This window comes from Jatrophihabitans sp. sgz311053 (genome assembly GCF_056135305.1).
The window spans coordinates 27,753-42,721 of record NZ_JBWAXP010000001.1; the positions used below are offsets into that span (position 1 = coordinate 27,753).

General features: G+C 73.7%; 2 protein-coding genes (1 of these 2 only partly in view). Both read right to left on the reverse strand.

Annotated features, from left to right (window positions below; genetic code table 11):
- Nucleotides 1-13,833, reverse strand: a complete 13,833-nt coding sequence (locus AC0NZQ_RS00040; RefSeq protein WP_474527558.1) for a type I polyketide synthase — start codon at nucleotides 13,831-13,833, stop codon at nucleotides 1-3.
- Nucleotides 13,833-14,969 carry the end of a type I polyketide synthase gene (locus AC0NZQ_RS00045; protein WP_474527559.1) on the reverse strand. Its footprint extends 8,169 nt past the window's final position, so 1,137 of the gene's 9,306 nt are visible here — the last part of the coding sequence; the start codon falls outside the window, past its right edge — the gene reads right to left on this strand; the stop codon is at nucleotides 13,833-13,835. Before AC0NZQ_RS00045 ends, AC0NZQ_RS00040 begins: the two co-directional genes overlap by 1 nt.

Genomic DNA, 14,969 nt, shown 5'->3' on the forward strand with positions numbered 1-14,969 from the left:
TCAGGACCGGCCCAGCTCCCGGTTGATGAACTCGAACATCTCGTCGTCGCTCGCGTCACTGATGCGACCGGCGACGTGTTGAACACCCGGGTCGCTCCGCCGCGCCGTCCAGGACTGCAGCACCCGCTGCAGCCGTGCGGCCACGAGCTCGTGGTCGGTGTCGTCGGGGTCCAGGCCGGCCAGCAGCGCCTCGAAGCGATCCAGCTGCTCGCCGAGCGGGACGTCCGCCTCGTCGCCGGTCAGCAGGGAGCGCAGGTATCGCGCGAGCACGACCGGGGCGGGGTGGTCGAAGACGACGGTGGCCGGCAGCGTGACCCCGCTGGCCGCGCCGAGCCGGTTGCGCAGCTCGATGGCCGTGAGCGAGTCGAAGCCGAGATCCTTGAAGGCACGGTCGGCGTCGACCTGCTCCCCGGCGGCGTAGCCGAGCGCGGCCGCGGCCTCGCCGCGCACCAGGTCGACGAGCAGGCGTTCCTGCTCGGCGGGACCCAGTCCGTCGAGCCGCCGGGCGAGGCCCGCCTCGGGCGTCGCGGTCACCGGCTCGGTCGCGAGCGCCGCCTGCGCCTCCGGCAGTCCTGCCAGCAGCGGGCTCGGCCGCTGCACGGCGAAGGTCGGCGCGAAGCGCGTCCAGTCCACGTCGGCGACGGCCACCGCGACGTCACCGCCGTCGACGGCCTGCGCCAGCGCGGCCACCGCGACCTCCGGCGCCATCATGCCGAGGCCGCGACGGGCGAACTCCTCGCCCGCCGCGCCGGCGCCCATGCCGGCGCCGCTCCAGAGTCCCCACGCCACCGACGTGGCCGCGGCGCCGCGGCTGCGCCGGTTGTGGGCCAGCGCGTCGAGGTAGGCGTTGCCGGCGGCGTAGGCCGGCTGCAACGCACTGCCCCAGGTGGCGGCGATGGAGGAGAAGAGCACGAAGGCGTCGAGGTCAGCGGTGAGCTCGTCGAGCCAGCGGGCGCCGGCGACCTTCGCCGCGACGACCTGGCTGTGCTCGGCCGGCGTCGTGGCGACGAGGGGGGTGGTCTGACCGATACCGGCCGCGTGCACGACGGCGGCCAGGTCCTCGCAGCGGTCCAGGACCGCCCGGACCTGCGCCCGGGAGACCAGATCGCAGGCGAGGACGGTGACCTCGGTGCCGGCGTCGGCGAGATCCGCGACGAGGCCGGCCACGCCCGGCGCAGCCGGTCCGGAGCGGCTGGTCAGGGTCAGCGCGGGGGCCCCGCGGCCGGCGAGCCAGCGGGTGACGTGGCCGCCGATGCCGCCGGTGCCGCCGGTCACCAGCGTGGTGCCGCGTGGCTGCCAGCGGCGAGGCCGGGCCGGTCGGGGGGCGCGCTCGAGGCGCCGCCCGAAGAGTCCGCTGCGACGGATCGCGATCTGGTCCTCGCCGGTGACGCCGCCGAGGACTGCGCAGAGCGCGGTCGCCGTGGTGGCGTCCCAGTCGACCGGCAGATCGACGAGGCCGCCCCACTGCTGCGGAAACTCCAGCGCGGCGACACGTCCCAGGCCCCAGAGCTGAGCCTGGCCGAGGTCGGCGACTACCTCACCGGGCAGCGCGACGGCGCCGGAGGTCAGCACCCACGTCCGCGCCTCGGCGCCGGCCGGCAGCACCGCCTGCAGCAGCGCCAGCGTCCCGGCCACCCCGACGGGGACCTCGTCGACTCCGTCGATCGACGCCTCGCCGCCGGCCGGTAGCACGACCACGCCCGCCACGTCGTCGAGGGCGGCCTGGTCGCCGAGCAGCTCCCGCAGCGCGGCGACATCCTGCTCGGCGGTCCGCAGCAGGCGTGTCGTCGCGCCGGCCGCGGTGAGGGCCGCGACGCAGGGACCGTCGTCGCGGGTGGGGTCGGCGACGACGAGCCACGTCCCGGCCAGCGGGGTGCGGGCAGGTTCGCGCAGGGCCTCCCAGCCGATGCGGTAGCGCCACCGGTCGGAGGCGGCGTCACGCCGCTCGCTCTCGTGCCACGAGGCGAGCACCGGCAACGCCTCGGCCAGCGGGGTCTCCGCGGCGAGATCCAGCGACTCGTGGATCGAGGCCAGGTCGTGGCGGGCGACGGCGTCCCAGAACCGCGTCTCGCCATCGCTGCCGGCCGGGCCGGGACCACTGCTCGCCGCGAGGGGCTTCGGCCAGAACCGGCGCCGGTCGAAGGCGTAGGTCGGCAGCGCGACGGGACGACCGCCCAGCGCGGACCAGGCGACCGGAACCCCGCGGACCCAGGCCCGGGCCAGTGCCGTCGAGGCCGCGGCGACGGCGGGGGTGTCCTTGCGCATGACGGGGACGAAGTCGGCGTCAGCGGCGATGGCCGGGCCGAGAGCCGACAACGCCCCGTCCGGTCCCAGTTCCAGGAAGACCTCGACGCCGGCGGCGCTCATGCTCCGGACGGCGTCGGCGAAGCGGACCGGACGCCGTGCCTGCTCGGGCCAGTAGGACGCCGTGGGCGACTCCACCGGAGCACCGTCCAGCGCACCGATCCAGGGGATGCGGGCCGGCGACAGCGTGAGATCGCCGGCGATCCCGGTCAGCTCGTCGAGGACGGGGTCCATGTGGTGGGAGTGGAAGGCGTGACTGACGCGCAGCATCCGGACCCGGTGCCCCTGCTCACGGTGCTGCTCGACCAAAGCGCTGACAGCATCCTGATCACCGGAGACCACGACCGAGGCCGGACCGTTGACCGCAGCCAGGCAGATCCCCGCGGGCAGGAGGCCGAGCTCGTCCTCGGCCACCGCGATCGCAGCCATGGCACCCCCGGCCGGCAGCGCCTGCATCAACCGGGCCCGATGAGCCACCAGCCGCGCCGCGTCCGACAGCGACAGCACACCGGCAGCGTGAGCAGCAGCGATCTCACCCACCGAATGCCCGGCAACCGCCTCCGGCACGACCCCGACAGCAGCCAGCAGCGCCAGCAAACCGACCTCGACGGCGAAGAGCCCCGTCTGCGCGAACAGCGTGTCGCGAGCGCGCTCGTCCGCGCCGGGATCGACGGCGGGATCCGTGAGCAGGACACCCCGGATGTCACGACCCAGCTCGTCCTCGATCACGGCACAGGCCTCGTCGAACGCCACCGCGAAGACCGGACTGCCCTCGTACAGCTCACGCGCCATCCCGGCCCGCTGACTGCCCTGCCCCGCGAAGAGGAAACCGACCCGCGCCCCGGCGCGGGCGACGCCCGACACCACCTCGGCCACGGAGCGACCCTCGGCGAGTGCGGTCACGCCGGTCCGCAGATCCCCCAGCACGACGGCCCGGTGCTCCAGGGCCGCGCGGGTGGTCGCCAGCGAGTAACCGATGTCGGCGGGCGCGAGCTCGGGGTGGGCGGCCAGGTGATCGGCGAGCCGGCCGGCCTGGCGGGCCAGCGCGGTCGCCGAACGAGCCGAGAGCGGCCACGCCGAGGTGGCGAGGGCGGGTGGTGCCGGGACCTCGGCCGCAGCGCGCTCCGGCGCGTCGTCCGACGTCCCCTGGCCCGTCTCGTCCGGTCCCTCGGCGGGCGCCTCCTCCAGGACGACGTGCGCGTTGGTGCCGCTGATGCCGAAGGCCGACACCGCCGCCCGGCGGGGGCGATCACCGCGCTGCCACTCCACCGCCTCGGTCAGCAACCGGACCTTGCCCGCCGACCAGTCGACGTGCGGGGTCGGCTCGTCCACGTGCAGTGTCGCGGGCAGGTGGCCGTGCTGCAGCGCCAGCACCATCTTGATCACGCCGGCGACCCCGGCCGCCTGCTGGCTGTGGCCGATGTTGGACTTCACCGACCCCAGCAGCACCGGGCTCTCACGCTCCTGGCCATAGGTGGCCAGGACGGCCTGCGCCTCGATCGGGTCGCCCAGCGCGGTGCCGGTGCCGTGCGCCTCCACCACATCCACGTCGGCCGGCGACAGACCCGCCCCGGCAAGCGCCTGCCGGATCACCCGCTGCTGCGAAGGACCATTCGGCGCCGTCAACCCGTTGGAGGCGCCGTCCTGGTTGACGGCACTGCCCTTGACGACGGCGAGCACCTGATGGCCGTGCCGACGGGCGTCCGAGAGCCGCTCCACCAGCAGCATCCCGGCACCCTCGGCCATCCCCATCCCGTCCGCCGACGCGGCGAACGCCTTGCAACGACCGTCGGCAGCCAGCACCCGCTGCCGCGAGAAGCCCACGAACTCACTCGGGTCGACCATCACCATCACGCCACCGGCCAGCGCCAGATCGCACTCCCCCGACCGCAACGCCTGCACCGCCAGGTGCAACGCGACCAGCGACGACGAACACGCCGTGTCGATCGTGACCGCCGGCCCCTCCAACCCCAGCGCATACGAGATCCGACCCGAGAGCACGCTGCCGGTGTTGCCGGTGATCAGGTGCCCCTCCACGCCGTCGAAGTCCCCGGAGCCGAGGTAGCCGGACGGCGCGGCGCCGGCGAAGACACCGGTGGCCGAGCCATGGAGGCTCTGCGGGTCGATGCCCGCCTGTTCGAGCGTGGCCCAGGAGAGTTCGAGCAGGATCCGCTGCTGCGGATCCATGGCCAGCGCCTCGCGCGGGCTGATGCCGAAGAACTCCGCATCGAAGTCCGCGACCCCGGTGAGGAAGCCCCCCTCGGCGACATAGGACGTCCCCGGATTGTCCGGGTCGGGATCGAAGAGACCCTCGGTGTCCCAGCCGCGGTCGGCAGGGAAGCCGGTGATCGCGTCCCGCCCCTCGGCGAGCATCGTCCACAGCGCCTCGGGGCCCTCCAGGCCGCCGGCATAGCGGCAGCCCATCCCCACGATGACGACCGGATCGGTTGCCGGGTCGGCGGCTGTCCGGACGGGCTCGGTCCCGGCGGGGACGCCGAAGAGGCGGTTGACGATCTCGCCGGCGAGGACGGCCGGGGTGGGGTAGTCGAAGACGGCGGTGGCCGGCAGCGTGAGCCCGGCGGCCCCGGCGATCCGGTTGCGCAGCTCCACCGCGGTGAGCGAGTCGAAGCCCAGGTCGCGGAAGGCGCGGCCGGAGGCGATGCCGGTCGCCGAGTCGTGGCCGAGCACGGCGGCGGCGTGGTCGCGAACGAGGCCGGTGACACGGCGGAGCCGCTCCTCGGCGGAGGCGTCGCGCAGCGCGGCGGCGAGCGCGTTGGCGGCGGGAGCGGGGTCGTCGTCGGTGACGGTCCGGGCCTGCGGGATCCGCTCCAGCAGTGGACGTTCGCGGGCGGCGCCGAAGACCGGGGCGAAGCGCGCCCAGTCGACGTCGGCGACGGCCAGGAAGGTCTCGTCGTCGTCCAGCACCTGGCCGAGCGCGGTGAGTGCACCCTCCGGGTCGAGGAAGTTCACGCCCTGCCGCAGCAGTCGCTCGGGGGTGACGCTGCCGGGACGCTGCTCCAGCAGGGCGTTGACGGCATCCCAGTCCCGGGTGTCCCAGACCCCCCAGGCGATGGAGGTGCCGCGGAGGCCGCGGGCACGGCGCTGTTCGGCGAGGGCATCGAGGTAGGCGTTGCCGGCGGCGTAGGCGCCGTGGTCGTTGCTGCCCCAGGTCGCCGAGATGGAGGAGAAGAGCACGAAGGCGTCCAGGTCGAGCTGCGCGGTCAGCTCGTCGAGGTGCCGGGCGCCGGCCGCCTTGGCACCGAGCGAGACCGAGAGCCCCTCGATGCTGGTGTCGTCCAACGTGGTGACGTACACCGCGTTGGCCGAGTGCAGCACCGAGCTGAGCGCGGGACCGGTGCGCTCGATGGTGGCGAGCAGACCCGCCGTGCCGTCCCGATCAGCGGTGTCGCAGCAGACGACGTCCACGGTCGACCCGTGGTCGGCCACGGTGGCCGCGAGCGCGGCGACGCCCTCGGCGGCCGGCCCCGACCGGCTGGTCAGCACGACGCGTTCGGCGCCGCGATCGGCGAGCCAGGTGCCGACCCGGCCGCCGATGGAGCCGGTGCCGCCGGTGAGCAGGGCAGTGCCCCGCGGGGTCCAGGCCGGGCCTGTCGCCCGCCGGGTGGTGTCGCGGACGAGCCTGCGCACCAGGGTGCCGGTGGGCCGCACCGCGACCTGGTCCTCGCGGCCCGTCAGCGCGGTGCAGAGCCGGTCGGCGACGCGGGCGTCCCAGCTCGGCGGCAGGTCGATCAGTCCACCCCAGCGGGACGGGTGCTCCAGGCCGGCGACCCGGCCCAGCCCCCAGACCTGTGCCTGCACCGGGCTGGTGAGCACGTCGTCCGGGCCGGTGCCGACGGCACCACGGGTGAGTGTCCAGAGCGGGGCGTCGATGCCGGCGTCCCCGAGGGCCTGGACGACGGTGAGGGTCGCGGCGACGCCACGCGCCACATTCGGGAACTCGGGTAGCGGTGTCTCGTCCAGGGCGAGCGCGGAGAGGACACCGGCCAGCGGCGGCAGACCGCGCAGCCGCGACGCCGCCTCGCTCCTCTCGAGAGCGGGGGCGTCGGTGAGGTCGACGGTGACGACCTCACCACCGTGGGCAGTGACGGCCGCGGCGCAGTTGGCAACTGTGGCCGCATCACCCACGACCAGCCAGGTGCCGGTGAGGACGGCCGGGGTGTCGGCGACCGGCGTCCAGTCGATGCGGTAGCGCCAGTCGGCGACAGTGGAGTCGGCACGCTCGCGCCGCCGCCAGTCGGCCAGGGCCGGAAGCAGGTCGTCCACACCGGCCGGATCGCAGCCGATCAGCTCGGCCAGCTCGCGACCTGAGCCGTGGTCGACGGCGTCCCAGAAGCGCGACTCGGCAGCGTCCGCGGGGGTCTGCGGGACGGGGGCGCTTCGGGGCCAGTACCGGCGGCGTTGGAAGGCGTAGGTGGGGAGTTCGACCGTCTGGGCGGGGGTGAGGACGCTGGTCCAGTCGACGGGCAGGCCGCGGGTCCAGGCCTCGGCCAGGGAGGTGAGCATCCGGTCGGCTCCGCCGTCGTCGCGGCGCAGCGTCCCGATCACCACCGCGTCACTGCCGGCGTCACTGCCGGCGTCACTGCCGGCGTCACTGCCGGTGTCGCTGTTGGTGTCGCTGTTGGTGGCGGTGAGGGTGTCGGTGATCGCACCGGTGAGCACCGCATGCGGGGAGCACTCGACGAAGCTGTGGTGACCTGATCCGGAGAGTGTGTCGATCGCCCGGGTGAATCGGACCGGTTCCCGCAGGCTGCGGAACCAGTACCCGGCATCGAGCATGTCGTCTTCGCCGAGGAGTTCACCGGTCAGCGAGGAGACCATCGCGATCTCCCCCGCCCGCGGGGTGATCGGGGCCAGGTCGGTGAGGATCTGCTCCCGCAGCGCATCGACCTGCGGGGAATGGGAGGCGTAATCCACCGGGATCACCTTCGCCCGCACACCCGCCGCCTCAGCGGCCGCGACAACCTGCTGTAGGACCTCGGGCGCACCGGAGACCACCGTCGCCGCCGGACCGTTCACCGCCGCGATCGACACACCGGCGATCCCCGCTGTCAGCTCCGCCACCCGGGTCTCGGAGGCGGCGATGGACACCATCCCCCCGGCACCGGCAATCCGGGTGAGTGCGCGGGACCGCAACGCCACCACCCGCGCCCCGTCATTGAGGGAGAGACGTCCCGCGACGACGGCGGCGGCGATCTCACCCTGCGAATGACCCACCACCGCATCCGGCACCACACCCGCCGCAGCCCACACCGCCGCCAGCGACACCATCACCGCCCACAACGCCGGCTGCACCACCTCCGCAGCCTCGAACCCGAGCTTGCCGTCCAGCACCTCGTCCAACGACCAGCCCGTGAACGGCGCCAACGCCGCACCACACTGCGCCAACCGAGCCGCGAACACCGGACAGGCCGCCGCCAACTCCCGGCCCATCCCCACCCACTGCGACCCCTGACCCGGAAACACCAACACCGTCCGGCCGGCACCAGCCGACGGCGCGACACCGGTCACCACCGAAGCCGACGGCTGACCCGTCGCCACCGCCGCCAACCCCGCAGCACCCGCAGCACCCGCCGCACCCGCAGCACCCGCAGCACCCGCAGCACCGGTCAGCACCACCGCCCGATGCTCGAAGACCGACCGCGACACCACCAACGACCACGCCACCTCAGCCGGCGAGAGCTCCGGCCGAGACAGCACGTGCTCCCGCAACCGCCCCGCCTGCCCCGCCAACCCCGCCACCGAACGACCTGACACCAGCCACGGCGCCACCGCCCCCACCAACGGCGCCGCGATCTCGGCCCCGGCCTCAGGCACTCCGGACGGCACCCCGGCCGGCACCGCCACCGCAGCAGCCGGCGCCTCCTCCACGATCACGTGGACGTTCGTCCCACTCACGCCGAAGGCCGAGACGCCGGCCCGCCGCGGACGCTCTCCGGCGGGCCAGGCGACGGCGTCGGTGAGCAGCCGGACGTCGCCGGCATCCCAGTCGATGCGCTCGGAGCGCACATCAGCGTGCAGCGTCCGCGGCAGCTCTTCGTGGCGGAGCGCCTGCACCATCTTGATCACACCGGCCACCCCGGCCGCCGTCTGCGTGTGACCGATGTTCGACTTCACCGATCCCAGCCAGAGCGGCCGCTCTCGATCCCGTCCGTAGGTGGCGATGAGGGCGTTGGCCTCGATGGGGTCGCCGAGCGAGGTGCCGGTGCCGTGGGCCTCGACGGCGTCGATGTCGTCGGTGCCGAGTCCGGCGTCGGCCAGCGCTGCCCGGATCACCCGCTGCTGCGACGGACCATTCGGCGCCGCCAACCCGTTCGACGCGCCGTCGGAGTTGGACGCCGAGCCGCGCAGCACCGCCAGCACGCGATGTCCCTTCCGCTGCGCATCGGAGAGGCGCTCCAGCACGATCACGCCGGCGCCCTCGCCCCAGCCGATCCCGTCGGCACCCTCGGCGAAGGCCTTGCAACGGCCGTCGGCAGCCATGCCCTGCTGCCGCGAGAACTCGGCGAAGGCGCCCGGGGTGGAGAGCACCGCCACGCCACCGGCCAGCGCCATGGAGCACTCCCCGGATCGCAGCGCCTGCGCGGCGAGATGCAGCGCCACCAGCGACGACGAGCACGCCGTGTCGACGGTGAGGGCGGGGCCTTCCAGACCGAGCGTGTAGGAGATCCGACCGGAGATGACGGCGGTGAGTCCGCCCGTCATCAGGTACCCCTCGGCGCCGCTGTCGCCACCTTCGAGGCCCATGCCGTAGCCGGCGTAGGTGGCGCCGACGAAGACACCGGTCCGCGACCCGCGCAGCGAGCGAGGATCGATCCCGGCGTCCTCCAGGCTCTCCCAGGAGACCTCGAGCAGCATCCGCTGCTGCGGATCCATGGCCAGCGCCTCGCGCGGACTGATGCCGAAGAAGTCGGCGTCGAAGTCGGCGGCGTCGTAGACGAAGTTCCCCTGCCGCAGGTAGTCGGCGTCCGGGTCGCCGTAGCGCTGCTCGATGACGTCCCAACCGCGGTCGGTCGGAAAGGCGCCGATGGTGTCGGTGCCCGCGGCCAGCAGCTCCCACAGCTGCTCGGGCGAGGTGGCGCCGCCCGGGTAACGGCACCCCATGCCGACGATGGCGAGGGGCTCGCCGTCGACGGCGGCGGGGATCGGGGTGTCGTCGGTGACGGTGCCTTGACCGGTCAGCTCCCGGCGGAGCAGGTCGGCGACGGCCGCCGCGTTGGGGTGGTCGAAGACCAGCGTCGAGGGCAGTGTCAGGCCGCTCCTGGTCGCGAGCCGGTTGCGCAGATCTACCGCGGTGAGGGAGTCGAAGCCCAGCTCCTTGAAGGCGAGCCGTGATTCCAGTCCGGTGGCGTCGGCGCGGCCCAGGACGGCCGCGGCCTCGGCACGGACCAGCTCGGTGAGCTCGCGCTGCTGCTCGGCAGGCGGCAACCCCGCCAGCCGCCGGGCGAGCTCGGTGCCCGCGCCGCGGTCGTCCGAGGCCGGCTTCTCGCCGGCGACCGACGGCAGCTCCGAGAGCAGCGCGCTGGGGCGGTGGAGGGTGAAGGTGGCGGTGAAGGCGGGCCAGTCGACGTCGGCAACGGTGACGGTGGCCTCGTCGGCATCGAGCGCCTGCGCGAGCTCGTCGATGCAGCGAGCCGGGTCCATGGCCCGCATGCCGAGTCCGCGCAGCTGCGACTCCGCTTCGGCGCCCACCATGCCGCCGCCGCCCCAGAGTCCCCAGGCAATGGAGGTGGCGGCGAGGCCGCGGGCCCGCCGCGACTCGGCGAGGGCGTCGAGGTAGGCATTGGCCGCGGCGTAGCCGGCCAGCCCGCCGCTGCCCCAGGTCGCCGCTCCGGAGGAGAAGAGAACGAAGGCATCCAGGTCCCCGCCGAGCTCGTCGAGGTGGGCGGCACCGGCGACCTTGGCCCGGGTCACGTGCTCGAGGTCGGCGAGGGTGGTCTCGCCCAGGGGCCCGCCCGCGCCGACGCCGGCCGCATGCACGACGGCGGAGATGTCGACGCGGGAGAGCAGGGATGCCACCTGCGAACGCTCCGCGACGTCGACCGCCATGACCTGGACATCGGCGCCGGCCTGCGCCAGCTCGGCGGCGAGGGCGATGCCGGCCGCCGGACCGCTCCGGCTGGCGAGGACGAGCTCCCGAGCGCCGCGGCCGACCAGCCACCGTCCGACGTGGCCGCCGATGGCGCCGGTGCCCCCGGTGATCAGGGTCGCCGCGCGCGGCTGCCAGCGCCGGGTAGCCGGGACCGCCGGGGCGGGCACCAGCCGTCGCGCGTACGTACCGTCGCTGCGGAGGGCGACCTGGTCCTCGTCGCCGGTGAGGACGGCGCAGAGCCGGGCCCCGATCTCGTCGTCCACGGTGCCGGGCAGGTCGACGAGGCCGCCCCAGCGCTGCGGGAGCTCGAGGGCGGCGACGCGACCGAATCCCCATGCCCGGGCCTGCTCGACGGCGGGGAGGGTGTCGGTCGGCAGCACGGCCACTGCCCCGCGGGTGACGACCCAGATCGGGGCGGTGGACGGCCCCTGCAGCAGCTGCAAGGTGTCGGCCAGACCGTCATCGGCGGGGACGTGGACGATGCCGGCCAGCCCGTCGGCGGGCAACGCCTCGACGGTCGTCTCGCTCACCTCGGCACCGTGGTCGCGCAGTGCCGCGACGACGTCGGCATGCTGCGGACCGGAGCCGACGACGGCCCAGCGACCGGTGAGCGCGGCGGCGTCCGGCGTGATCAGCGGCGTCCAGGAGATGCGGTACCGCCAGTCGTCGGCGGCGGGGGTGGGAGCGGTCGTCGTGGGCCAGAAGCGCTCGCGCTGGAAGGCGTAGGTGGGGAGGTCGACCGTCTTGGTGGGGGTGAGGACGCTGGTCCAGTCGACGGGTAGGCCGCGGGTCCAGGCCTCGGCCAGCGAGGTGAGCATCCGGTCAGCTCCGCCGTCGTCGCGGCGCAGCGTCCCGATCACCACCGCATCACTACCGGCGTCACTCCCGGCGTCGCTGCCGGTGTCGCTGTTGGTGGCGGTGAGGGTGTCGGTGATCGCACCGGTGAGCACCGCATGCGGGGAGCACTCGATGAAGCTGTGGTGACCTGATCCGGACAGTGTGTCGATCGCCCGGGTGAACCGGACCGGCTCCCGCAGCGAGCGGAACCAGTACCCGGCATCGAGCATGTCGTCCTCACCCAGCAGCTCACCGGTCAGCGAGGAGACCATCGCGATCTCCCCCGCCCGCGGGGTGATCGGGGCCAGGTCGGTGAGGATCTCCTCCCGCAGCAAGTCCACCTGCGGGGAATGCGAGGCGTAGTCCACCGGGATCACCTTCGCCCGCACACCCGCCGACTCAGCAGCCGCGACAACCTGCTGCAGGACCTCGGGGGTGCCGGAGACCACCGTCGCGGCCGGACCGTTCACCGCCGCGATCGACACCCCGGCGATCCCCGCGACCAGCTCACGGACGGCCTGCTCCGACGCGGCGATCGACACCATCCCCCCGGCACCGGCAATCCGCGCCAACGCGCGCGACCGCAACGCCACCACCCGCGCACCGTCAACCAGCGACAACCGTCCCGCGACGACCGCGGCGGCGATCTCACCCTGCGAATGACCCACCACCGCATCCGGCACCACCCCCGCCGCAGCCCACACCGCAGCCAGCGACACCATCACCGCCCACAACGCCGGCTGCACCACCCCCGCCGCCTCGAACCCGAGCTTGCCGTCCAGCACCTCGTCCAACGACCAGCCCGTGAACGGCGCCAACGCCGCACCACACTGCGCCAACCGAGCCGCAAACACCGGACAGGCCGCCGCCAACTCCCGGCCCATCCCCACCCACTGCGACCCCTGACCCGGAAACACCAACACCGTCCGACCAGCCGACGAAGCCGGCACCACGCCGGTCACCACCGACGGCGACGGCCGACCCGCCGCCAACTCGGTCAGCCCCGCCCCGGCGAGCGTCACCGCCCGATACCGGAACGCCGTCCGCGTCGTCGCCAGCGAGAAGCCGACATCCACCGGGTCGACGTCCGGGTCGAGGTGGTCCTGCAGGCGGCCGGCCTGGGCGGCGAGCGCCACGGCGGAGCGGCCCGACAGCGGCCAGGGTGCCGCCGTACCTGACAGCAGCCCCGACCCCGGCGTCGCCGCTTCGGTGCCGGCTGGTTCGGTCGTCTCGGCCGGGGGTGCCTCCTCGACGATGACGTGGGCGTTGGTCCCGCTCATCCCGAAGGCCGACACCCCGGCCCGACGCCGCCGCTCACCGGCCGGCCACGCCACCGGCTCCTGCAGCAACCGCACCGCACCGGCATCCCAGTCGATCTTCGAACTCGGCTGCTCGGCATGCAACGTCCGCGGCAACTGCTCGTGCCGCAACGCCTCCACCATCTTGATCACACCCGCGACCCCGGCCGCCTGCTGCGTATGACCCAGATTCGACTTCAACGACCCCAACCACAACGGCCGCTCCCGATCCCGCCCATAGGTCGCGATCACCGCGTTCGCCTCGATCGGATCACCCAACGTCGTCCCCGTGCCGTGAGCCTCGACGACGTCGACGTCGGCCGGGTTGAGGCGGGCGGCGGCGAGGGCGGAGCGGATGACGCGCTGCTGGGACGGGCCGTTGGGGGCGGTCAGACCGTTGGAGGCACCGTCGGAGTTCACCGCCGTCCCCGACACCACCGCCAACGCCGACCGACCCGCCCGCCGCGCATCGGACAACCGCTGCACCACCAACACACCGGCACCCTCAGCCCAGCCCGTCCCGTCAGCCCCCTCACCAAACGACCGACACCGACCATCAGCCGACAACCCCTGCTGCCGCGAGAACTCCGCAAACGTCCCCGCCGTCGCCATCACCGTCACACCACCGACCAGCGCCAACCCACACTCGCCACCCCGCAACGCCTGCACCGCCAGATGCAACGCCACCAAGGACGACGAACACGCCGTGTCGACGGTGACGGCGGGGCCCTCCAAGCCGAGGGTGTAGGCGACGCGTCCGGAGATGACGCTGCCGGCATTGCCGGTCATGAGGTAACCCTCGGCGCCGCTGTCACCCCCGGCCAACTCCATCCCGTACCCGGCCGAGGAGGCTCCGGCGAAGACGCCGGTGCGGGAGCCCTTCAGCGAACCCGGCTCGATCCCCGCCCGCTCCAACGCCTCCCACGACACCTCCAACAACAACCGCTGCTGCGGATCCATCGCCAACGCCTCACGCGGCGAAATCCCGAAAAACTCCGCATCGAACTCCGTCGCCCCATAAACGAACCCACCACGACGCGCATAACCACCACCCAGATCCCACCCCCGATCAGCCGGAAACGGACCCACCGCATCCACCCCACCGGAGACCACACCCCACAACGACTCCGGACCCGACACCCCACCCGGCAACCGACACGCCATCCCCACGATCGCGATCGGCTCACGCTGGTCGGCCTGCATGCTGCGCAGCTGGCGTCGCGTCTCCTGCAGCTCTGCCGAGGCCTTCTTCAGGTAGTCGAAAAGCTTGTCCTGACTCTCCATCAGAGGCTCCCGAATTCGTTGTCGAGGAAGGTGAAGACTTCGTCCTGGCTGGCGGAGTCGAACTCGATCGCGCCGTCGTCACCGGAGGCGGGTTCGAGGCCGGCGAGGATGCCGCGCAGGCGTCGTCGGATGTCGTCGCGCAGGGCCTGGTCGTCCAGGCGGTCGAGGTCCGCCTCGAGGCGGTCGAGGCCGGCCAGGACCCCGGCGGGTCCACCGTCGTCGTCGCCGCCGAAGCCGCGGTCGAGGAGTCCGGCGATCGCGGCCGGGGTCGGCTGATCGAAGACCAGCGTGCTGGGCAGCTCCAGTCCGGTCACCGCCACGAGCCGGTTGCGCAGCTCGACGGAGGTGAGCGAGTCGAAGCCCAGCTCGGTGAACGGTCGCTCGTCGCCGACCGCCTCCGCCCCGCGGTGCCCGAGCACGGTGGCCGCCTCCGCCCGGACCAGGTCGAGCAGCCGCCGCTGCCGCTCCGCCGGGGCGAGGCTGGCGAGGGTCGCGGCGAAGCCGACCGACGCGTCGCCGCTCGCCGTCGGGGCCGCAGCACCCAACGCGGCGACGGCGTCGGGGACGGTGGTGAGCAGCGGGCTGGGCCGGCGCAACGTGAAGGTCTGCGCGAAGACCGGCCAGTCGACATCGGCGACCGCGATCGTCGTCTCGCCGGCATCCACGGCCTGCGCGAGCGCGCGGATGCCGCGGGCGGGGTCCATCGCGACCAGGCCGAAGCGGTGCAGCTGCTCGGCGGCCTCGCCAGCGCCCATGCCGGCCCCGCGCCATACCCCCCACGCCACCGAGGTCGCGGGTTCCCCGCGGTCGCGCCGGGCCAGGGCGAGCGCATCGAGGTAGGCGTTGGCGGCCGCGTATCCCGGTTGCATCGCGCTTCCCCAGGTGGCCGAGATGGAGGAGAAGAGGACGAACTGGTCCAGGTCGCCGGTCAGCTCGTCGAGCCAGGCGGCGCCGTCCGCCTTCGCGGCGAGCGACTCCGCCAGCCCGTCGGTGTCCAGCTCGCCGAGCGGGACGGCCTGACCGACGCCGGCCGCGTGGACGACGGCGCTGAGGTCGTCGACGCGGGCGAGCAGGCCAGCCAGTCGGGTGCGATCGGCGATGTCGCAGGCCACCACCGACACCGCGGTGCCGGCCCC

Coding starts and splice junctions, on each gene's coding strand:
- AC0NZQ_RS00040 (WP_474527558.1), bottom strand. CDS start 13,833: ATGGAGAGTCAGGACAAGCTTTTCGACTACCTGAAGAAGGCCTCGGCA.